Annotated in this window: 18 protein-coding genes; 17 read left to right on the top strand and 1 reads right to left on the bottom strand. The window is 27.6% G+C overall.

The genetic code is table 11. The features are described from left to right. Positions 1–42 precede the first annotated feature (42 nt). The 8 genes from CSGHG_RS15630 to CSGHG_RS15595 all read left to right on the top strand — a co-directional run bounded on the left by CSGHG_RS15630 (position 43) and on the right by CSGHG_RS15595 (position 7,794). Positions 43–969: a GNAT family N-acetyltransferase gene (locus tag CSGHG_RS15630; RefSeq protein ID WP_010297323.1), complete on the top strand. Its 927-nt coding sequence runs from the start codon at positions 43–45 to the stop codon at positions 967–969. Between the two features lie 152 nt (positions 970–1,121). Beyond that, complete coding sequence (locus CSGHG_RS21140) at positions 1,122–2,153, top strand: serine hydrolase domain-containing protein (RefSeq protein ID WP_010297318.1); 1,032 nt, start codon at positions 1,122–1,124, stop codon at positions 2,151–2,153. A 95-nt stretch (positions 2,154–2,248) separates the two neighbouring features. Further along, positions 2,249–2,800 (top strand): nitroreductase family protein, encoded by a 552-nt coding sequence (locus CSGHG_RS15620; protein WP_010297315.1) that lies wholly within the window; start codon positions 2,249–2,251, stop codon positions 2,798–2,800. Positions 2,801–3,043: 243 nt separating this feature from the next. Further along, the gene (locus CSGHG_RS15615) at positions 3,044–3,868 is read left to right on the top strand and encodes an MBL fold metallo-hydrolase (protein ID WP_010297312.1); all 825 of its coding nucleotides are present in this window, start codon (positions 3,044–3,046) and stop codon (positions 3,866–3,868) included. 141 nt (positions 3,869–4,009) lie between these two features. Continuing rightward, on the top strand, positions 4,010–5,008 hold the full coding sequence (locus CSGHG_RS15610; protein ID WP_010297309.1) for a helix-turn-helix domain-containing protein: 999 nt from the start codon (positions 4,010–4,012) through the stop codon (positions 5,006–5,008). Positions 5,009–5,375: 367 nt separating this feature from the next. Beyond that, positions 5,376–5,843, top strand: a complete 468-nt coding sequence (locus CSGHG_RS15605) for a DUF6323 family protein (RefSeq protein ID WP_010297307.1) — start codon at positions 5,376–5,378, stop codon at positions 5,841–5,843. A gap of 6 nt (positions 5,844–5,849) precedes the next feature. After that, positions 5,850–7,199, top strand: coding sequence for a DUF6179 domain-containing protein (locus CSGHG_RS15600; RefSeq protein ID WP_010297303.1), 1,350 nt, complete (start codon positions 5,850–5,852; stop codon positions 7,197–7,199). 130 nt (positions 7,200–7,329) lie between these two features. After that, the gene (locus CSGHG_RS15595; RefSeq protein ID WP_010297300.1) at positions 7,330–7,794 is read left to right on the top strand and encodes a GreA/GreB family elongation factor; all 465 of its coding nucleotides are present in this window, start codon (positions 7,330–7,332) and stop codon (positions 7,792–7,794) included. Positions 7,795–7,951: 157 nt separating this feature from the next. Here CSGHG_RS15595 and CSGHG_RS15590 read toward each other — a convergent pair whose 3' ends face one another. Continuing rightward, positions 7,952–8,380, bottom strand: coding sequence for an Lrp/AsnC family transcriptional regulator (locus CSGHG_RS15590; RefSeq protein WP_010297296.1), 429 nt, complete (start codon positions 8,378–8,380; stop codon positions 7,952–7,954). A 213-nt stretch (positions 8,381–8,593) separates the two neighbouring features. Between CSGHG_RS15590 and CSGHG_RS15585 the strand changes: the two genes are divergently transcribed. From CSGHG_RS15585 to CSGHG_RS15540, 9 genes are all read left to right on the top strand, one after another. Further along, complete coding sequence (locus CSGHG_RS15585; protein ID WP_010297294.1) at positions 8,594–9,397, top strand: SDR family oxidoreductase; 804 nt, start codon at positions 8,594–8,596, stop codon at positions 9,395–9,397. A 62-nt stretch (positions 9,398–9,459) separates the two neighbouring features. Further along, on the top strand, positions 9,460–10,695 hold the full coding sequence (locus tag CSGHG_RS15580) for an aminotransferase class I/II-fold pyridoxal phosphate-dependent enzyme (protein ID WP_010297292.1): 1,236 nt from the start codon (positions 9,460–9,462) through the stop codon (positions 10,693–10,695). 160 nt (positions 10,696–10,855) lie between these two features. Beyond that, complete coding sequence (locus CSGHG_RS15575; protein ID WP_010297290.1) at positions 10,856–12,103, top strand: MFS transporter; 1,248 nt, start codon at positions 10,856–10,858, stop codon at positions 12,101–12,103. Continuing rightward, on the top strand, positions 12,078–13,178 hold the full coding sequence (locus CSGHG_RS15570) for an NAD(P)-dependent alcohol dehydrogenase (RefSeq protein WP_010297288.1): 1,101 nt from the start codon (positions 12,078–12,080) through the stop codon (positions 13,176–13,178). Before CSGHG_RS15575 ends, CSGHG_RS15570 begins: the two co-directional genes overlap by 26 nt. A 455-nt stretch (positions 13,179–13,633) precedes the next feature. Next, positions 13,634–14,203 carry a hypothetical protein gene (locus CSGHG_RS15565; protein ID WP_026022399.1) on the top strand — a complete coding sequence of 190 codons (570 nt, stop codon included), beginning with the start codon at positions 13,634–13,636 and terminating at the stop codon, positions 14,201–14,203. Positions 14,204–14,244: 41 nt separating this feature from the next. Beyond that, on the top strand, positions 14,245–16,638 hold the full coding sequence (locus CSGHG_RS15560) for a DEAD/DEAH box helicase (protein ID WP_026022398.1): 2,394 nt from the start codon (positions 14,245–14,247) through the stop codon (positions 16,636–16,638). 873 nt (positions 16,639–17,511) lie between these two features. Beyond that, complete coding sequence (locus CSGHG_RS15550; protein WP_010297286.1) at positions 17,512–18,636, top strand: radical SAM protein; 1,125 nt, start codon at positions 17,512–17,514, stop codon at positions 18,634–18,636. 421 nt (positions 18,637–19,057) lie between these two features. Then, positions 19,058–20,968 carry an acyl-CoA dehydrogenase family protein gene (locus tag CSGHG_RS22830; RefSeq protein ID WP_010297285.1) on the top strand — a complete coding sequence of 637 codons (1,911 nt, stop codon included), beginning with the start codon at positions 19,058–19,060 and terminating at the stop codon, positions 20,966–20,968. 55 nt (positions 20,969–21,023) lie between these two features. After that, positions 21,024–22,223, top strand: coding sequence for an FprA family A-type flavoprotein (locus CSGHG_RS15540; RefSeq protein WP_010297283.1), 1,200 nt, complete (start codon positions 21,024–21,026; stop codon positions 22,221–22,223). The last annotated feature ends 129 nt before the right edge of the window (positions 22,224–22,352 follow it).

Genomic DNA, 22,352 nt, shown 5'->3' with positions numbered 1-22,352 from the left:
TATATTAAAAGGTATTATATTATATAAAAGGAGAGGTTTTGAATGAGTAAAGAGTTAAGATTAGAGCCTATATTAATTAGTGATGCGTTAGAAATAAAAGATATTATGATTAAGATTGTTGAGGATGAGTCTGTAAGATGGTTTAAAAATGGTGATAAACCATATGTACCAGGATATAATTCCATAGAAATGCAAAAATATCATACATGGGATAATAAGTATTATAAAATTATATATGAAAATAATATTGTTGGTGTAGTTCTTATATATACCACAGGAAAAGAGCATGGAAGAATAGATAGGTTCTATATACTACCCGAATACCAAAATTTAGGAATGGGATCTGAGGTTCTTAAATTAGTAGAAAATTTATTTCAAGGTATTAATATATGGACATTAGATACTATTCAGCAAAGTCAAAGAAATCATCATTTTTACGAAAAAAATGGATATAAATTAGTAGGACAAGACTCAGAAGAAAGATATTATTGCAAGAAAAATAATAATATTAATGATAAGATAGAAAAGAAGGTAGAAAGCAAAAATTTTAGCAACAGCAATTTACGTAACTGTGATATAAGTGATGTTGATTTATATAGCTGTAATATGAGTAATTCTAAATTTTCCAATATGGAATTATGTAAAAATACATATGCAAATTCAAACTTAAATAATAGTAGATTTACTAATGATAATATGAGTAACTCAGTATTTGGTGATTCAAATATGAATAAAGTAGAAATATGTCATGTGTCATTAACAGATGCATATATACATGATGTCAATTTAGATGTGGATAAAGAAAATTGTAACATTACTATAAAAAGATGCGATTTAAATCATAGTATGATAATAGATTCTAATATTCAAAATTTAAATATTGAAAATTGTAATATAGATGGTATGTATATTAACGGCATAGACGTAGAGGAAATGATTGAAGTTTATAAAAAGTATAAAATGAAGTGATTCTATAAGCTTTACTTATCTTATTAAAAAGGGTGTAATAAATAATTTTTATTTTAAAGCAGCTTTAAATAATATTAGACTTTAGCTACTTATAATTCAAGAAAGGGGGAGGGAAAAGATAGAAATAAGTATCAATCTTTTTCTAAAAAATTATGGTTAATGAAAATGTTTTAAATCAAGTAAAATTAGAAATTGAAAATTATCTATATAAAGAGAACTTTAATGGAGCTATATTAATTTCAATAAAAGATAAAAAATTAATAAGCAAAGGCTTTGGCATGGCAAATTTTGAATTGGATGTTAAAAATACTAATGTGACAAAGTTTCGAATTGGTTCTATAACTAAACAATTTACAGCAGCAACAATATTACAATTATATGATAAAGGAGTGTTAAATTTAACTGATACTTTAGATAAATATATAAATGATTATCCTAAGGGAAAAAATATAACCATTCATAATTTATTAACTCATACAGCAGGAGTCTTTAATTATACCGACATTGAAGAGTTCTCTAATATTATGAGAAAAAGTCATAAGACAATAGATTTAATAAATAATTTTAAACATTTACCTTACGATTTTGAACCAGGAACAAACTATAAATATTCTAATTCAGGCTATACTTTATTAGGCGACATTATAGAAAAGGCCACTAATAAAACTTATGAGGAGTATATTAGAGAAAACTTTTTTAAAAAATTATCAATGAATAATTCAGGATATGATAGCAATACTAAAATAATTAAAAATAGAGCTAGTGGTTATGATTTGAAAATTTATAATAATGATGAGCATATTGTAAAATCAAGCTTTATTGATATGAGCGTACCATTTGCTGCTGGCGGATTGTATTCAACTGTTGAAGATTTGTACATTTGGAACAGGGCTTTAATTAATGGAAATGTTATTGATAAATCTCTATTAAACAAAATGACTGAAAGGCATATTTCAGCAGGCAAAGATGGATATTATGGGTATGGTGTATTTATAAATAACTTAAATTTTAATGACAAAATAGTAAAAAGAATATCTCATAGTGGTCGAATACCTGGATTTTTTTCAGCAAACAATATCTTCCCAGATGAGAATGTACAAATAGTTATGATAACTAATATAACTAGTAAACAATTTAAAATCCAAGTAAAAAATGTAGAATCAATTTTATTTAAAAGTATTTAGTTTTAGATAATGTCAAGATAATTGATGAGGTTATAATTATATTCAGAAATAAAACACAATAGATTTAATTTAATATAGATGAGGTATATGAGAATATGGATGTAATTGAATGTATATATAAGAGAAGAAGTATAAGAAAATTTATTGATAAAACCGTAGAAGATGAAACATTACTAACTTTGATAAAAGCAGGAATGGCAGCTCCTAGTGCATGTAACACACAACCTTGGGAGTATATTATTATTACAGAGGATAATATAAAAAATGAAGTAAGAAAAAGTTTATATTTTGGACAATATAACGCACCGGCAATGATTGTTGTCTGTGGGAATATGAAATTATCAATGTCAGGACCAGTTAGGGATTATTGGATTCAAGATTGCAGTGCCTCCATTGAAAACATTTTATTAGCAGCGACTAGTATGGGGTTAGGTTCAGTTTGGATTGGATTACATCCTGTTGAAAGTGCTGCAAGACCTTTATATAAAATATTAGATTTGCCAGAGGAAGTTATACCACTAGCAGTTATATATTTAGGATATCCAGATGAAGAAAAAGAGCCAAGAACTCAGTTCGATGAAAAACATGTTTACTGGCAAAAGTACGAACATAGAAAACATAAAGCTAGGAAAAAGAATCTTAAATAATTATAAAAGCGTAAAAAACGGACTTAGCATATTGATATCATTAACACCAAAATGGAGATTTCCCTAAGAAAAGGTAGATTTTAAAAAGAAATTTTGAGATGTCTATTTGGGACTAAAGTTTGTCAGAACAGAGCGGACAAGATAATTAAATACTAGTATAATAATATTAAGTTATATGAGACTAACTTTAGTATAAAGTTTTCTGATAAGATTTATAAATAGAATTTTATAGGGGGAATTGTGATGAAAATAACTGTTTTGGTAGAAAATAATACTATTAATCCTAATTGTGAATCTAAGCATGGGTTAAGTTTATATATACAAACTATAAACCATTGCATTCTTTTTGATTTTGGACCGGATGGTTCTACTTTATTGAAAAATGCTGATGTTTTAGGAGTTGATTTATCTAATGTAGATACTGCTTTCCTTTCACACGGACATATGGATCATGGTGGTGGGATGAATACATTTTTAAAGTTAAATGCTAACTCCAAGATTTATACTCGTCCTGATGCTTTTTCAGCACACACAATAAAGGCCTTTGGAAAAGACTATCCTGTGGGAGTAGAACTAGCTTTGAAAAGATCTCCTCAGATACTGTTAACTAAATCAACTCAAGTTATTGATAAAGAGTTACAGGTATTTAGTAGTTCTTGTGGAAATATTCTTAAGCCTATGTTTAATAATACTCTTTATGCTGAAAAAAATGGTTTGATGGTAGAGGACGATTTCTCTCATGAACAGAGTTTAATTATTACTGAAGGAGAAACAACTGTGCTAGTAGGCGGTTGTGCTCATGGAGGGGTTATAAACTTGTTAAACAAAGCAGAGGAGTTGCTAGGTCGTTCTGTAGACTTTGTAGTATCTGGATTTCATCTATATGATCCACCTACTAAAAATACTGAGCCCGAAAGTAGAATTGATGAACTAGCTACAGAACTATCTAAACATTCAACAAGTTATTTTACTTGTCATTGCACAGGTGAGACAGCTTTCAATAGACTTCATTCTTTGATGGGAGAGCAAATAAGTACACTTTCAACAGGCAAGGTAATAGAATTATAATTTTTTATATGTTTTTTAGATTTTTTAAGATAACTAAAAGTTTAATATATTGTACAATGGTGAGAAAAAAGTTAAAAATGATGTAAAAATATACAGCATTTTAAAATGTATTTACTAAGATAGATAGGAAAGTGGGGTTCTATGTTGAAAAAGAGTGGTATGGTACAAGATCATGGAATTTTAAATAAAATGGCATGGATTCAAAATCATGATAAAGATGGATATAAAACTATATATAAAATGAATTCCACAAATGGTATAGGAACCATGACGGTTTATAAGGTATTTACTGGTATTGAGTTAATAATTAATGAATTTGAATCTACAACATGTTTGTGTAATGTACCAACCTATGAGAATGTTATAGAAATCAATCACTGTCAAGAAGGCAGACAGGAATGTAAGCTTTTAAATGGCTCTTATTTATATTTAGGTGAAGGTGATATTTCTATTAATACTATGAATAATTGTACTAATACCATGGGATTTCCACTGAAATATTATAAATGGATTTCTATTTTATTATATTTAGATGAATTTGTAAGAGATGTGCCAGAAATTTTACAAGATATATCTATTGATATTTATGGTTTCAAAGAAAAGTTTTGTATTAATGATGAGTGTTTTGTCATGCGAGCAACTGATAAAATTAAAAATATTTTTTCAGAACTCTACTATGTACCAGAATCTGTTCAGAAAGTATATTTTAAGCTAAAAGTTTTAGAATTACTTGTGTTCTTGAATATAATAGATGTTTCAAAAAAAATCCAAAGAGAATATTATTCTCATCAACAAGTTGAAATTATTAAACAAATTAAAAATCTAATTATGAAAGATTTTAAACATAGATATACCATCCAAGACCTTGCAAAAGAGTATTGCATTAGCCAAACTACGTTGAAAACATATTTTAAAGGTATTTATGGCACTTCAATGGCAGCATATATGAAAGAATATAGAATGAAACAAGCTGCGATAATGTTAAGAGAAACTCCAAATAGTGTAGCTGATATTGCAATAAGTGTTTCATATGAAAGTCAAAGTAAATTTGCTGCTTCATTTAAAGAAATTATTGGGATAAGTCCTTTGGAATATAGAAAAAAGTGTTTAGCAGATGGAAAAACTTCTTCAAAAATATAGTCATTTCTCTTTCTTATGCATTTGTGGCAAAATAGAGTGGACAACCTTTGAAACTAAAATTAATGTAATTTGTTCAACTCCAATGAGAATTTTATGGCACATTCATTTTGGCACTGAAGTATCGAGTATTCTGTGTTGGTGAATAAAGTAAATGCATAAGCTAGTAATAGGAATGTTTTTTAGAATAACTATAAAATTATAGGAATAAAGAAGAGTATCTCCAATGATAGAAGATACTCTTTTAATGCATTATAAAATACATTGACAAAAAAAGGTGTCAATGTTACAATTACTTAATATAAAGTATATCATTTTTATTATAACATACTTTAAAACAAAAGTCAATACTTTTAGGGGGAATTTTGAAATGGAAAATTCGATTGATTTATTTCAAAGCAATTTACTAGAAAAACAAGTCTTTAATGACATACTTCAGTGTAATGAAATTACACGAGAATATGGATTGAAACTTTCAGAGAAAGATGTAAAAGAAATTATTGATACTAGAAATATAGCGCTTAAAAAAAGCGGAAGAATAGAGTTTAATGGTCAAATTATAAATAAAATTATTACGTCTTTTCGTGATTCACCATATATATCTCAGTATAATTACAGTGAAACAATAAATGAACTTGTAGAAATCTTTTATAACTATAAGAATGAAACTTTAGATTATATAAGTGATGATGAATTAATAGAAATTATGAAGGAAAAGTTTGATAATTATTGTCAAGGATCATTAGAGATTCTAGAAGGAAATGCATTATATAGAATTGCTAACAATATAAAAAGTGGGTTTAAGGATTATACAAATCTTGAGAATGAAAAGGATTGATGAGTTATGGGGAATAATATTCAAAAGTACAACTATGCTATAGATAATAATTTCAGAGAGGAAAGCTTTTTTAAATATGCTTTACTAATTTGTTATGAGAAAAAGTTACTAGATGATAATACTTTAGCTAGAATATATTATGAAAGAATAGAACTTTTAAGAATAAAATTAAAATATTACACAAAAGATGAGAGTAGTTCAGTTATGACAGAGGTAGCTGAAAGTATTTTGCAATGTATTGATTATACAATAGGAATTCATTTAAAAAACTTTGAGAATATAGAGTTAATAGGAGAAGAATTAAAGCATATCAGTTTAGCTGATATGTTAAAAATGGGACATGATTTAATTAAGAATAAAAAATTAGAGTGTAAGAAATTGTTTAAGAAGGTCAGGTCAAATAAACTTAAGGTTGATAACTATTCCTATAACGATACTGTAGATGATGGCTTTTCTCTATTTTTTAAAGAATATGATGATTTTTTTGCACCTCATGAAACTCCAGGATGTTCAATAGATTATCAACTTTACATTGATACTATGAACTTTATAGGCATTGATTATGTGTATAATTATTTATATGACTTAAGTTTAGAAAATGAGTTTTGTAATAAATTTGATGTTGGTGAAATTAATAAATTATTAAAGGGTTATGATAAAGAATGTGAATTGTTGCTTATAAATATATTTGAACTAGTACTTATTAATTCACTAGGGTTAATTATATGTAATAAAGATTTAAGCAGCCTTAATATTAATAATTTAGATAGAGAGATTATTAAAAACAAGTTGAAAGAATTATCCATAGAGGAATTAAAGGAAGAATTAATAAAGGATGCAAAAATATGCTTAGAAGTTTTAGAGATTAAAAATACAAAATTGATGACTTATATAAAGAAGGGTATTTTAAATATAGCTTTACTTATAAATGAAAGGATAAAACTAAATAAATTAGATTCAGTATTTATATCCTTTAATGAAGAGGAGCATAATGAAATAATAGAATATACTGATGGTAAAAAAATGTCCAATTCTATATTTAAAAAGCTAACGGAAGAAATTCGAGAGTGCTCTTTAGTGGAAGATAAAATTTCATTAATTAGAAATAATATTAAGAGTCTAGAAGATTTAGTAGATATGCTAAATGCTGATTGTTTATTTGATGATGAATATATTACGTTTTTCAAAAGCTTATCCAAAATGGAAATAGTTCTCTTATCTAAATATATATCAGATTTAAGCTTTGAAGATGAGTATGATAAGGATTTATATGCTGAATTTAATAACTATATTTTGAGTTTAGAGAAAAAAGAACAGGTAGCAATAAATGAACTAAAAGAAAGAATAAATTTATAATATGAAAGAGTATTTAATAAAGCTTAACTTAAGGTTTTGCTACTAGAGTATAGCATAATGTTTCATTAGCATTTATACTATATATTATATAATATTAACATAACATATCTCAAGGAGGTTTTATTAGTACATGAAAAACATATTGACAGAAGAAAATATGAATAAATTAAAAGAAGAATTAGAATATAGAATGACTAAAAAAAGAGCTGAAATAGCAAAGGAAAAATTAGAAGCAGCTGCTCATGGTGATAGGTCAGAAAATGCAGAATATAAAGAAGCTTGCGCAAACTATAGAGAAAATGATAACAGAATTCAATATTTATTAACTATGATTTCAACTGCAACTGTAATAGATGACAAAAATCAAGATAAGTCAGTACTAGGAGTTAATAGTAAATCTAAAGTTAAATTTGTAGAAGATGAATTTGAAACAATTATATCACTAGTAACTACTATGGATGCAGATCCAGAAAATATGCTTATAAGTGTAGAATCAGATTTAGGAAAAGCATTAATGGGGAAAAAAGCTGGAGATGTAGTGGAAGTTGATGCCCCAGGTGAAAAATATAAGGTAGAAATATTAGAAATACTATAAATTTATTTGATTATATTATAAAGTCTTGGAGAAATCCAAGATTTTTTTATTGCAAATTATTAAAACGTAATTTTAAAAATTGCAATCGCATTAAATTATTTCAAAGAACTAATTTAAATATGTAAATAAATACCATGGATGTGATATAAAATCTATACTATATACTTTCTTTTATAGACTTAACTATTGGATAAGTTACACTTTTAAATCCAAACTTTTTTCTTAAAGTATCAAGTAATACACCAAGTGTAAATGAAGATTCCGTGGATATTTTCAGTGAAAACTCATAATATCCTGTAACACAATGACATTCATCAATATCTTCACATTGATTTACAAAATCAAAAAAACTTTGCTCTATAATTTTATTTTTAGATGAAAGCAAACAAATACAAATTAAATTTTTATTAATAGTTTTAGGATCTATTAATGTTAAATAGCCTCTAATACAACCGGTTTCTTCTAATCTTTTCATTCTAACACTAACGGCAGGTTGAGATAGATTTACTTTTTTGCTAAGTTCCTTTATAGAGATTCGTGCATTTTTTTCTAAATGTTTCATTATTTCATAGTCAATTTTATCCATTAATATATCTCCTATATGACAAAAAAATATAAAGTTTTTTAATATAATTTGTAATTATATTTTGTTTAAAAGTTAAAAAATAAATTATTATTTGTATTTATTATATAATATTTACCTTAAGCTTACAATCATATAGAATGTAAACAAATAAAAAATATTGAGAAGATTTTAAATTTTAAATAAAAATTTTATTACTAAATTGGAGGGGTATCTATGGAAAATTCAAATAAAAAAATTTTACTAACTGGCGGAACACAAGGAATTGGAGAAACTACAGTACATTTGCTTGCTAAAATGGGCTATGAAGTTCATATTACCTATAGAAGTTCTTCAGAAAAAGCAAAAAAGTTAACAGAGCAATATTTAGGAAAAGTATTTGCATATAAGTTAGACCAAGGAGACCCAGAAGCTATAAAAAAAGCAGAATTTTTAACTAAACATTCATGGGATGGAATTATCTTTAATGCAGCTTTAGGGTCAGGAACAGTAAAAGATTATGCAAAGGATGATGATAATTTAGGTTTTGAAAGAGACGAGGCAATGTTTAAGGTTAATGCTCTTGGTCCACTTTGGATATATAAAGTTGTAAAAGAAAACTTATTAAAGAAAGAAAGTAAGAGTAAACTAATATTTATTTCATCTGTAGGTGGTGGATTAGCAGCCTTCCCTTATTTTACATTAAGTGATGGAATGAGTAAATCAGCAGTAGCATTTTTAGGAAAACAATTAGCTGCTGAAAACACACATACTTTAATAGATGTTTTTGTAGTTTGTCCTGGTGCAACAGAAACTCCAATGTTTGTATCTAGCACATTATCTAAAATGTCACATGAAGAAAGAAAGAAATTTGACCTTGCTCAATCAAAACAACGTCTAATTCAACCAGATGAAATTTCTTATTGGATAGAAAAGTTGTTAAGAGAAGAATCTACTGTATTACATGGAGCAGTTATTGATGCTACCATGGGACTTGCATCAAGACCAGGAATACAAACAGAGGCAGGATTAAGTCACTAAATTTTAAAATATCATACAGCTATAAAGAGTATTTTACAAAAAAATAAAGGGGTGTATATAGAATGTCGTTATCAAAAAGAGGAATGGCCAATGTTAAAGATATGTCTCCACTTATGCATGCTGATTTTAGTACGAGAGACAAACGATACAATCCTGTAACAAGAAAAGATGGATATATAAATTTAGGAACAGCAGAGACACATTTAATTGATGATGAAATTATAAATTTATTATATAAATTACAAAATACAATGAATATAAAGCCAAATCATCTTCACTATGATTTCTTTTATGGAAGTAAGGATTTTAGAACAGCAATAGCTAATCATTGGCAAAAAGTTATTTTTGAAGATGAAAATCATAGAAAAATTACTGCAGACAATATAATTGTAGGTTCAGGATGTTCTTTAGCATTAGAAATGTTAGCAACAATGTTAGGCGATCCAGGGGATGTCTTTTTAGTTCCAGCTCCATATTATTCAGGTTTTGAAGATGATTTCTCAGAAAGAGCAAAAATAGAGTTAGTTCCAGTCCATTGTGGAGAAAATATGGATAAGGATATATTTGAAAAAGTATATAATGAAGAAATTTTAAAGGGTAAAAAAGTTGTAGGAGTGCTTTATTCATCTCCAAATAATCCAACAGGAACTGTTTATTCAGAAGATGCCATAAAAAATGTAATCGATTTTAGTATTAGTCATAATCTTGATATTGTTTCAGATGAAATTTATGGTCAAACCATTCATGATCCAAATACAAAATGGATTAGTACTTTAAAATTAGTTCCAGATAGTTATATTGAACATGTACATGTTACTAGTAGTTTTGCAAAAGATTTCGCTCTTTCAGGATTTAGAACAGGTTTTGCTATTTCATTTAATAAAGACTTAATAAAAGGCATGCAAAACTTAGCATATTACTCAGGCGTGTCTACACATACACAAGGATTGTTGACAGAATTATTAAAATCATCAGAGCTTCCTAAATTAATGGAAGATAATAAAAAACAATTACACATAAGTTATCAAAGAATAGAAACTGCTCTAAACAAATTAGATATTAAAACCAAAAAAGCTCAGGGAGGTATATTTATATTTGCTAATTTTGCAAAATATCTAGAAGAACAAACATTTGAAGCTGAAAACAAATTATGGGAAAAAATGTTTTGTGACTTAAAGTTAAATATTTCTCCAGGTAGAATATTTGCAACTAATGAACCTGGGTGGTTTCGAATATGTTATGCATTAGAACCTTCAATAATTGAAGAAGTTATAAGAAGACTTAGTACATTAAAATAAAAATTTGGGGTAGTACTCAATTATTACTTCAGTTAATACGCTAACCACTGTTATCTAAAGGATGTTTTAACTAGTGTATAGATACTAATATAGTGGTTAGCGTATTTATTAAGAAGATATAAAGGTATATTTATTTGCATAATTTAAGGGGGTTAACTCTATGATAATTAAAAAAAGAAGTAAATGGACTAACTTTTTATTATTGTATTTAGGCGGTGTGGTCATATCTTTAAGTCAATTAAAAATAATTCCTATACAAAATGAAATAGTAGACGTGATGGGGTTCTCACTTTCATCAATTTCATGGTTGATGTCTATATTTACTCTATCTGGAATATTTCTATCAATTCCCGGTGGACGTTTGGTTACGAAATTTGGACCTAAAAAATTACTTGTTTTTTTAATGTTGTCTGTTATTTTAGGAAATAGCATAGGTTTTATTTCTAATAATTTTACATTAATGCTATTTTCAAGATTAATAGAAGGAATTGCATTTTCAATGATTATAATGGTTGGAATTGTATTTATAAATGAATGGTTTAAAGATGGAAATAGAGGGTTGGCTACTGGAATTTGGGGTACTTTTTCAGCGGCAGGTTCTTTATTAGCTATGAATATATTTTTGCCAATGGTAAAAAAATATGGAATAAAAAGTCCATGGATGTTTATTGTTATTATTTCCATAGTATTGTTTATTATATATTTTTTTAAGATAAAGGATATTAATGAAAATGAAGAAGAAACTATAAGTAAAAATGACGAGAATATGTTTAAAGAGGCAATCACAAATAAATATATATGGATTTTAGCAATTGCACAAGGGTGTATGGCATTAGTACTTTTTACATTCATAAATACTTTCCCGTTAATATATAGTCAAAAATATGGAATTAATAGCTTTGTTGCAAATAGATATGCTAGTTACTTTGGATTATTTGGAATCCCTTTTGGAGCTATAGCTGGGTATTTAATTGATAAAACTAAAAAAGGATCATTAATAACAGTATGTTCTTTTTTTATAATGACAATAGCTGTTATATACGTAAATTATTTAACAGATGCAAAGAGTATCATTCTTCAGTTATTATTACTTTCAGCAGGTACTGGACTTTCCTCTGCTTGTGTAATGATTATTGCACCAAATATTATTAAAAATAAAAAACTTATTGGTGTAAGCATATCATTTATCAATTTTATTTACTATATAGGTATATTTGTAGGAACACCTATAATTATAAAAGCAGTGGAAATAACAAAATCATGGACAAGAGGTATATATATTCTTGTAATTATTAGTTTAATTGGTTTTTTGAATGTATTTACTTTTGCATTGCTTATGAAAAAGAAATCTATAAAAAATGTTAACTTAGGAGGAAATTACAATGAAGATAAAAGCGGCAGTTGTTAATACAAAAGGTGGACCTTTTGTATTTGAAGAGATTGACCTTGCAGAGCCAAAAGATGATGAACTAATTGTTAAAGTAGTAGCAAGTGGTATCTGTCATACTGATGAATTTGGTAGACAAGGTGGTATGAATCAAAAGTTCCCGGCTGTTTTTGGTCATGAAGGGGCAGGAATTATTGAAAAAGTTGGGGCAGAGGTGAAAAATTTTCAAGTAGGTGACCATGTAGTTTTTTCATACGGATACTGTGGAAATTGTGCAGCTTGTAGAAGTGGTAAACCTTTTTACTGTGATCATTACAATGAAATAAATTTTGGTGGAACTGCAGCTGATGGAAAAAGTAGATTAAGTAAAAATGGTGAAGATATAGCAATGTTCTTTGCACAATCTTCTTTTGCTACACATTCAGTAATTAATAGTAGAAGTGCAATTAAAATTGATAAAGATGTTAATTTAGAAATAGCTGCACCACTTGGTTGCGGTATACAGACAGGAGCAGGAACAATAACTAATATAATAAAACCTAGTATAAACTCTACAATTGCAGTTTTAGGAATGGGAGCAGTTGGACTTAGTGCAATTATGGCAGCTAATATGGAACACTGTAAAGAAATTATAGCAATTGGTGGTAACAGTAAAAGCTTAGAACTTGCAAAAGAACTTGGTGCTACGCATACAATTAATAGAAAAGAAGTAGATGACATAGTTAAATCAATTCATGAAATAGTTCCAGGAGGTGTAGATTATTGTATAGACACTAGTGGATTTGGACCTATGATAGAAAAAGCTATTAAAGCATCTTCTTTTAATGGTTCAATATTTGTATTAGGTTCTAGTGGAATAATTGATTCCTTTAATATTGGAGAAGATATTTTAATGAATATGAGGACTTTACGTGGAACCTGTGAAGGCGAATGTATTGCTCAAGTATATATACCAGAAATAATTAGAATGTATAAAGAAGGAAGATTTCCTATTGATAAAATTATTACTGTTTATGACTTTGAAGATATAGAACAAGCATTTAAAGACTCTCATGATGGAAAAGTAATAAAACCAGTTATTCGTATATCAAAATAAATAGCAAAAATTTAAATATAATACTTATTGTTTAAAAAATATTAGAATACAAAATATATAACTTAACTTAAAACTCTATAGAAAAAGTCCTATGAATTTTCTTATTTCTAGGACTTTTTCTATGTGATTTTATATATGAAATATTAAATTAAGTTTTAAAACTAGTGTTTTAAATAGAAGTTTAATGTAAATATACGAAAACAGGAAGTTAATAAATTAAATCATATATCATAAGAAATATATATTAGAATAAATTAGTAAAATATTAGATTATATTAGTAAAATATCTAATATTTTACTAATATGTGGTATAATATGCATGTTCTAAAAAATATTGTAGTTTAATGAGATTAAATGGCTAAAAATATCTTATTTTATAGCAAATTACTTTTCAGATGAGAAAATAAATTTTTATATAAGTTAAAAGAGATAGTTACTAAATTTAGGGGGTAATGATGAAAGAAATTACAAATAAATTATATTATTGGTATACAATTGAGAAATTTTCAGAGTTTAGAATTGAATTTGATAAAAAATCATATTGTGAAGAATTTCCTTGGCTAAATAATAAAAAAGATAAAAATTTTGAAGTTTATCTAGGTATATATAAGAATTCAGATTTAGTAGATTTTATAATTAATAAGTATGGAGATAAAGAAGGACTGCCAGAAAAAATTTCTGGATTTTCATGTTTATGTATTTTTAAGGTAAATGAAAAAGGAGAGTATATTGAGGAATCTATAAAAATGCCAACATTACCATATGCTATAAATGAACTTATTTCTGGAAATATAAATACAACCAATAGTTCTAATGAATTTAAACTTTTTGTAGAGGAGATTGAAAGTATTGCAATTAATAAGTTGAAAAGTGTTAATTACGATACTTTAAATAATTTTTTTGATGAAATACTGAAACAATTTAAGTGGTTTAATAAAAATTGGTTATTAGTAAAAAGAAAGTTTAAAGTAGAAGAATTTGAAATAAAAAAAGTAGTGATAATGAAGAGACTGATACATATTTAAATAGTTTCTATTTAAATGATATAGAAAAATTAATTAATGAAGTGAAAGTAAACAATTATGGTAAAGCATTTAAAGATTTTATTCTGCAATATAATAATATGGAAAAAATAGATATAGAAAATGATATTAAACAGATAGAGCTTGCTTTAGAGCCTAAGAATATACCTATGGGTAAATGGCCTTCAAAATATGGGTTAAGTTTAATGCAACAAGTAGCAGTAAATACAGCCCTAAAACAGTTAGTTAATAGTAGTGGTGTATTTTCAGTAAATGGACCACCAGGGACAGGAAAAACAACATTATTAAGAGATATCATTAGCAATGTTGTAGTTAATAGAGCACGAGAATTAGCTAAGTATAAACATCCAGAAGAAGCATTTGAAAAAAGTGACTACTGTATTAAGGTTAAAAATAATAAAGGAAACGATATTCCATTTTATCCATACATATTAAATGAAAATTTAAAGGGATATGGAATAACAATAGTTTCTAATAATAATAATGCTGTTGAAAATATATCCAAAGAATTACCCGAGATAGGAGCTATAGAAGGTTTTTATAATGAGATAGGATCAGATTATTTTAAGGATTTTTCAAATAAAGTTTTAAACATGGAAACTTGGGGTTTAATTTCAGCCTCCTTAGGCAAAAAAGCTAATTGTTCAAAATTTGTAAATAATTTTTGGTGGGGAGGTTTTTATAAAATTCACAAAAATGAAGATGAGAAAAATAAAGTTCAAAGTTGGGAAGAAGAGAAACAGAGATTTTTAGATAAATATAATGAGATAGAAGAATATATAAATAAATTAGATAAATTTAAGGAAGTATTAGATGAAGAAAAAGAAGTAAAAAATAGTATTAGTACAACTAATAGTAGAATAAAGGATGTAGAAAATTATATAAAATCCAGTGAAAACGATTATAAAAAAACAGAACAAATTAATGTAAAATTAAAAGAATCAATTAATATATTAGATGAGATAATTAAATGCCATTTAAATGATAAACCATCATTTTTAAGTAGAATCTTAAATAGAAAGAAGTATAGAGGATATGTTTTAGAGTTAGAATCTAACAATAAAGAGAAGAAAAAGTTATTAGTTGATTTGTTAGAATCAAATAGTGATTTAAATGATATTAAAGATATCTTAGATAAATTTAAAGTACAAAAGACTGAATTAGAGAAAAATTTAAAACAAGATTTAATTAAGTTGGATACCATTAATAAAATAAAAGACGATTGGTTAGGTAAAGTAGGAGATTTGTATCCCGAAAGATATTGGAAAAATTCAAAAAATAACCAACAAATATATTGTTTATGGATAACTGAAGAACTGAATAATAAGAGGTGTGAATTATTTTTATTATCATTACAATTGCATAAAGCATTCATATTAAATGCTGAAAAACCAATGAAAAGTAATATGGGATTAGTTATGAATTACCTTTCAGGGACTGAAATGCAAGGTAATTATTTAAAATATATGAATGAATTATGGAATACTCTATTTCTGGTAGTTCCAGTAATATCAAGTCCATTTGCATCTATATCAAGAATGTATAAACATTTAGGAAGAGAAGAAATAGGATGGTTACTTATAGATGAAGCAGGTCAGGCATTACCACAAACTGCACTTGGAGCCATTTGGCGTTCGAGAAGGGTTATTGTTGTTGGAGATCCGTTACAAGTAGAACCAGTATCAACTGCTCCATTATCATTACTTGAAGTAATAGGTAAGGCTTGGAATGTAGAAGATATAGTGTCGAAAACTTTATCAGTGCAAGGAATGGCTGATAAAATAAATAAATATGGAACAAATCGTGAGGAATTGTGGATAGGATGTCCTTTAAGGGTTCATAGAAGATGTGAAAATCCTATGTTTAATATAAGTAATAAGATAGCTTATGAGAATAAAATGATATATGCAACATTAAGTAAGGATAAAAATTTGCCTATTGAAAAGAGTACATGGATTGATTGTAAGGGAAATAGTTGTGATGGAAAATCGCACTATGTTCCAGAACAAGGAGAAGTTATATATAGACAAATAAAAAAATGCATTGTTGATAATAGACTTCCTAATTTATATGTAATTTCACCATTTACGACTGTAGTAAATGGACTTAAAAATAGAATTAAAGATTTAAAAAATGAATTTGATTTTATAGATAGTAAATCTTTAGATGAGTGGATAAAAAAATCAATAGGAACAGTTCATACATTTCAAGGTAAAGAAGCAGACATAGTAATAATTTGTTTAGGGGTAGATAAAGAACATGAAGGGGCTGTGAATTGGGCGTCTAAATCTCCTAATATATTAAATGTAGCAGTTACAAGAGCAAAAAAAAGAATTGTGATTGTAGGAGATAAAGAACTATGGGGAAATAAGCCTTATTTTAAAGAAGCTATTAAATTAATTGAGAATGAAAAATGAACTAATTTGGAAAGGAAAAGTCAATGGGTTTCTATTTAAAATATGGAAGCTACTAAGGAATGGTAACAAGAAAAATAATATTTACATAAATTCAGCAAATTAAGCAATTAGTACTTTCAAAATGAGTATATTAAAAATTTTGAAATATAAGCTAGAAAAAAGAAAATATTATTAGATAAAATTAAATAAGTTCAAAATTTAAAATAAGAACTATACAAAAAAGGAAGTATTATAAAGACTACTGAAAAGTATACTGATTTTCAGTGGTCTTATTATATTTAAATTTTTCAACGTGATAATAAATTAAAAATTAATAGAATTCTAATTTAAAAAGATGAAATAAAAAAGTTGAAAAAATTTAATAGGTAAAAAAATGTTATAAGTTTTAGTGGTAATGTCAGAGGTATAGAGATTAGATTTAATAAGATGTGTGTATAGAATTAGCATATATTTATATGTTATAATACTTTTGTAATTTAATTCATATAGAGAAATGAGATTAAATTTAGATTTATTCAATGCCTTTAAAGTAATTTTATACAAAATGTAATGATATACTTGCACAAATTGCAGTGTATAGAAGATAGTAATTTATATGGCATGAACATAATTTAAATTAATGATAAATAAAATACAACAAATAAAAATGTTGAATTTTTAACGTTTGGGATATAAATAAACATTTCAAAACGGATATGAAACAGAATTAGATAAAAATACAAGAAATAACGAAAGAAGAGTTCTTTCATAATTTATATCTTAATTTTAGTAAGTGAATTGAGCAAAACAAAATTAAAACTAGTAAAAATACTGTTCATTAAGCTGGGAAGAAGATATAAATAGTAGTGATACATAATTAGAGGAGGATATAGTATGAAAATTTCAAAAGAAGACGCATTAAAATGGATTGAATTTTTTTCAATGTTACCAGAAGATGAGGAACTTATGGTAAAACAACAAGAAATTGTTTACGCTACATTTGCACAAATTGAAGAGGCAATTGATCATAGAAATAATATATTAATGTCAGAAATTAAAGGGTTAAAAACTCTAGAGAATAGAACTTTTTTCGTAGGAAATGAAAATAAATTTTCTAAAGGATGTCATTCTTGTCTTAAAGGAACTGGCTTAAGTGCCATTAGAAAAACAAATAAATGTAACATAGAATGTAAGTTTTGTTACAACTATGGTGATTTAGATAACATTCCACCAATTGGTGAAGGTATGTGGGAAATTGGTGGTACAAAGTTTTACGAAAAGGATATTGAGTTACTTCTTTCCATACATAACAAACCTACTGGTATCTCTTATGTTTATTTAGAACCATTTATGGAAATTGAAAAATACTATTCAGTTGTAAAGAAATTTAGTGATGCGAAAATCCATCAACATTTATATACAAATGGGATTTTGGCTACAGAAGAAACATTAAAAGCTTTAGGTGAAGCTGGTCTTGATGAGATACGTTTTAATTTAGGTGCATCTAATTGTTCAGATAAAGTTATTGAAAACATAAAAATAGCAAAAAAATACATTAAAAGTGTAGGTATTGAAACTCCAATGACTCCTGAATTTTTTGAAGTATTCTTTAAGAAAAAGCAAGCAATTTTAGACACAAAACTTGACTTTATAAATTGTGCAGAATTACATTTAAATGAGAATAACATAGATAACTATTTTGGAGAAAACATGTATATTTCTAGACATGGTTATATTTCTCCAATTTGGAGCAGAGAATTAACTTTCAAATTAATGAAAGTGGCTGATGAGGAAAATTGGGATTTAGCAGTTCATGATTGTTCAAACCATACAAAATTTGCTAGAGATTTAAATTTAAGTAGTAAAGAAGGTAAATGGTTTGGAGCAAGTCCATACGCTTGTGAGTTCCCTAGAATACCATATGAGGCATTTTTACCAATATTACGTGATGACAATTTCAAATTCTTATGTGAAGAAGAATTACCTAACGGTTATAAACCAGGAGAGTTACTTTTTTAGATAATTTTAATTTTTATTGTCCAAGGAATATAAAAAAATACAGTTAAGTTGAATAAAGAATTATAAATTAAAACCCAGTTATAATGATTATAACTGGGTTTTTGGTTTAAAAAATATAATAATCTATCTCTAAAAGCAAGCTCAATATAATTAAGGTTTTAAAAGACCTTTTTTTATTTTTAGTATTTTTCAGGATTGTTCAACAATAAGAAAAAGAAAAGTAATAGCCTTGAAATTTTTTTAATAGACTATATAGGACTATAATTACAAAACAATTGATTCTGTAAAACATATTTATTATATGGCTTTCATATAAGTAAAAAAGATTTGTAGAATATGTTTAAGGTTAAGAAGCTCTAATTATAAAAATTCATTAAAGAAGAATATTTATATATTATTTTAATTTAAAGGAGGTATATCTATGCTATTTAAGACTATGGAACAACATGAAAAGTTGAGGATGAAAATAAGAGAGTTTGCTGAAGAAGAAATTAAACCTATTGCATTTATGTTAGATCAAGAAAATAAATTTCCTTTGGAGCAAATTCATAAGTTGGCTGATATAGGTCTGATGGGCATACCATATTCAAAAAAATATGGCGGAGCAGGTTTAGATGTAATTAGCTATGCTATTGCTGTTGAAGAGTTATCAAGAGTAGATGGTGGTACAGGCGTAATTCTTTCAGCTCATACATCTTTAGGTGCATATCCAATTTCTGCTTATGGGACAGAGGAGCAGAAGCAAAAATATTTAGTTCCACTTGCAAAAGGAGAAAAAATTGGAGCCTTTGGTCTTACGGAAGAAAATGCTGGCAGTGATGCTGGAGGTACAGAGACCACAGCTGTTTTAGAAGGGGATTATTATATTTTAAATGGAGAAAAGATTTTTATAACTAATGCAGGTGAGGCTGACATTTATATTATTTTTGCAGTTACTACACCAGATATAGGTACTCGTGGTATTAGTGCTTTTATTGTAGAAAAGGGATGGGAAGGTTTTAGTTTTGGTAAACATTATGATAAGATGGGTATTCGTTCTTCTGCCACTGGAGAGTTGATTTTTAGCGACGTAAAAGTCCCTAAAGAAAATCTATTAGGCAAAGAAGGAGATGGTTTTAAAATTGCTATGTCCACATTGGATGGTGGTCGTATTGGGATTGCAGCTCAGGCTCTTGGCATTGCTCAAGGAGCATATGAACATGCACTTGAGTATTCAAAAGAAAGAATTCAGTTTGGTAAACCTATTTGTAACCAACAGATTATTGCTTTTAAGTTAGCAGATATGGCTACAAAGCTTAGAGCAGCTAGATTGCTTATTTATAGTGCAGCAGATATGAAAGAAAATCATGAGAGATATAGTATGGAAGCTGCTATGGCAAAACAATATGCTTCTGATGTTTGTCTCGAGATTGTAAACGACGCTCTTCAAATATTTGGTGGAAGTGGCTATATGAAAGGTATGGAAGTTGAACGTGCTTATAGAGATGCTAAGATTTGTACAATATATGAAGGAACTAATGAAATTCAACGCGTTGTTATAGCTGCTAATATAATAGGTAAAATGCCAAAAACTAAGAATGCAGGTGAAACTTATAAAAATAAATCTGCTACTACAGGTTATCGTAAAAAAGTGATTTTCAAAGAAGGAACTGCTAAGGAAAAAGTAGATGCTCTTGTAAAAGCTCTTAAGGAAGATGGTTATGATTTCACAGTTGGAATTCCTATAGATACTCCTATAAATAAAGCTGAAAGAGTGGTCAGTGCAGGACTCGGCATAGGAGAAAAAGAAAATATGAAACTTATAGAAGATTTAGCAGTTCAAGCTGGTGCAGCCATAGGTTCTTCTCGCCCAGTAGCAGAAACACTTAAATATGTACCATTGGATAGATACGTTGGTATGTCCGGTCAAAAATTCAAAGGAAATTTGTATATTGCTTGCGGTATTTCAGGTGCAATTCAACATTTGAAAGGTATAAAGGAAGCTTCTACAATTGTTGCTATAAATAATAATCCTAATGCAAAGATTTTCAAAAACTCAGATTACGGAATTGTTGGAGATTTAATGGAAATATTACCATTGCTTACTGATGCTTTTGATAATGGAGAACCCAAAAAAGCAGCGCCACCAATGAAAAAAATGAAAAGAGTGATTCCAAAAGAGACCCACCCAACTTGGAAACATTATGTATGTAATGGATGCGGTTACGAATATGATCCTAGCTTAGGAGATTTTGAAGGTGATATAAATCCAGGAACAACTTTTGAAAAAATACCTGAGGATTGGACCTGCCCTGCTTGTGGTGAGGGAAAGGATATGTTTATAGAAATTTGATTTTCTAAAAATAAATATAATAATGTGCTTTTAACGAAAAGGGGGATTAAATACTATGTATTGTGTTAGAAATATAACTGAAGATCTTTATTGGGTTGGTGGTAATGACCATCGACTTGCTCTATTTGAAAATATTCATCCCATTGAAAAAGGGGTTTCATATAACTCTTACTTGCTTTTAGATGAGAAGACAGTGTTATTTGATACAGTTGATTGGTCAATTTGCCGTCAATTCCTTGAAAATATTAAAGGGGTTTTAGGAGATAGAGATTTAGATTACATGGTAATCAACCATATGGAACCAGATCATGCAGCTTCCATTGAAGAAATTATTCTTCGTTATCCAAATGTAAAGATTGTATGTACTGAAAAAGCTTCCCTGTTTATGCATCAATTTGATTTTAATGTTAAAGACAGAGTAATAACAGTTAAAGAAGGCGATACTATGTCCTTCGGCAAACATAAGGTTGCATTTATGTTTGCTCCAATGGTACATTGGCCAGAAGTTATGGTAACATTTGATACTACTAATGGTGTGTTATTTGCTGCTGATGCCTTTGGTACTTTTGGTGCATTGGATGGTAAAATGTTTAACGATGAAGTAAACTTTGATAGAGATTGGATTGATGAAGCTAGAAGATATTATACAAATATTGTAGGTAAGTATGGCGTTCAAGTTCAAGCTCTTTTAAAGAAGGCAAGTACTCTTAATATTAAAACTATATGCCCATTACATGGACCAGTATGGCGTAGTGATTTAGGATATTTTTTAGATAAATATGATAAGTGGAGTAGATATGAACCTGAAGAAAAAGGCGTAATGATTGTTTATGGAACAATGTATGGAAATACAGAAGATGCTGCTAATAATTTAGCAACAGAGTTAGTTAAAAAAGGAATAACTAATGTGGTTATGTATGATGTTTCAAAAACTCATGTTTCATATTTGATTTCTGAAACATTTAAATACAGTCATATAGTTCTTGCTTGTGTAACTTACAACTTAAATATTTATCCACCAATGTTAGCATATCTGATGGATATGAAAGCACTAAATGTTCAAAAACGTACTTTTGCTCTTATAGAAAATGGTTCTTGGGCTCCTCAATCAGGAAGATTAATGCGTAAACATTTAAGTTATATGAAAGAAATGACTATTTTAGATAATGATATATCAGTTAACTCCAGCGTAAAAGAACAAGATAAGGATTCAATTGCTGACGTTGTTGATAGTATTATTCAATCAATGAAATAATTTTATAAAAATATAAATTTAGGACTAATTCATGGACAATTTTGATGAGTTGGTCCTTTTTGATATATATGTTAATGATTATATTTATCAAGAACAAAAGAAAGTGTTATATTATTAAGTGACTCTAAA

Source organism: Clostridium senegalense JC122, from assembly GCF_000285575.1.
Taxonomy (GTDB): Bacteria; Bacillota; Clostridia; order Clostridiales; family Clostridiaceae; genus Clostridium_J; species Clostridium_J senegalense.
The sequence above is the reverse complement of the archived record's forward strand: the minus strand, read 5'-3'. Positions and strand labels throughout refer to the sequence as shown.

Coding starts and splice junctions, on each gene's coding strand:
- CSGHG_RS15565 (WP_026022399.1), top strand. CDS start 13,634: ATGAAAGAAATTACAAATAAATTATATTATTGGTATACAATTGAGAAA.
- CSGHG_RS15615 (WP_010297312.1), top strand. CDS start 3,044: ATGAAAATAACTGTTTTGGTAGAAAATAATACTATTAATCCTAATTGT.
- CSGHG_RS15610 (WP_010297309.1), top strand. CDS start 4,010: ATGTTGAAAAAGAGTGGTATGGTACAAGATCATGGAATTTTAAATAAA.
- CSGHG_RS15580 (WP_010297292.1), top strand. CDS start 9,460: ATGTCGTTATCAAAAAGAGGAATGGCCAATGTTAAAGATATGTCTCCA.
- CSGHG_RS15550 (WP_010297286.1), top strand. CDS start 17,512: ATGAAAATTTCAAAAGAAGACGCATTAAAATGGATTGAATTTTTTTCA.
- CSGHG_RS21140 (WP_010297318.1), top strand. CDS start 1,122: ATGGTTAATGAAAATGTTTTAAATCAAGTAAAATTAGAAATTGAAAAT.
- CSGHG_RS15620 (WP_010297315.1), top strand. CDS start 2,249: ATGGATGTAATTGAATGTATATATAAGAGAAGAAGTATAAGAAAATTT.
- CSGHG_RS15585 (WP_010297294.1), top strand. CDS start 8,594: ATGGAAAATTCAAATAAAAAAATTTTACTAACTGGCGGAACACAAGGA.
- CSGHG_RS15630 (WP_010297323.1), top strand. CDS start 43: ATGAGTAAAGAGTTAAGATTAGAGCCTATATTAATTAGTGATGCGTTA.
- CSGHG_RS15600 (WP_010297303.1), top strand. CDS start 5,850: ATGGGGAATAATATTCAAAAGTACAACTATGCTATAGATAATAATTTC.
- CSGHG_RS15570 (WP_010297288.1), top strand. CDS start 12,078: ATGAAGATAAAAGCGGCAGTTGTTAATACAAAAGGTGGACCTTTTGTA.
- CSGHG_RS15540 (WP_010297283.1), top strand. CDS start 21,024: ATGTATTGTGTTAGAAATATAACTGAAGATCTTTATTGGGTTGGTGGT.
- CSGHG_RS22830 (WP_010297285.1), top strand. CDS start 19,058: ATGCTATTTAAGACTATGGAACAACATGAAAAGTTGAGGATGAAAATA.
- CSGHG_RS15605 (WP_010297307.1), top strand. CDS start 5,376: ATGGAAAATTCGATTGATTTATTTCAAAGCAATTTACTAGAAAAACAA.
- CSGHG_RS15590 (WP_010297296.1), bottom strand. CDS start 8,380: ATGGATAAAATTGACTATGAAATAATGAAACATTTAGAAAAAAATGCA.
- CSGHG_RS15575 (WP_010297290.1), top strand. CDS start 10,856: ATGATAATTAAAAAAAGAAGTAAATGGACTAACTTTTTATTATTGTAT.
- CSGHG_RS15595 (WP_010297300.1), top strand. CDS start 7,330: ATGAAAAACATATTGACAGAAGAAAATATGAATAAATTAAAAGAAGAA.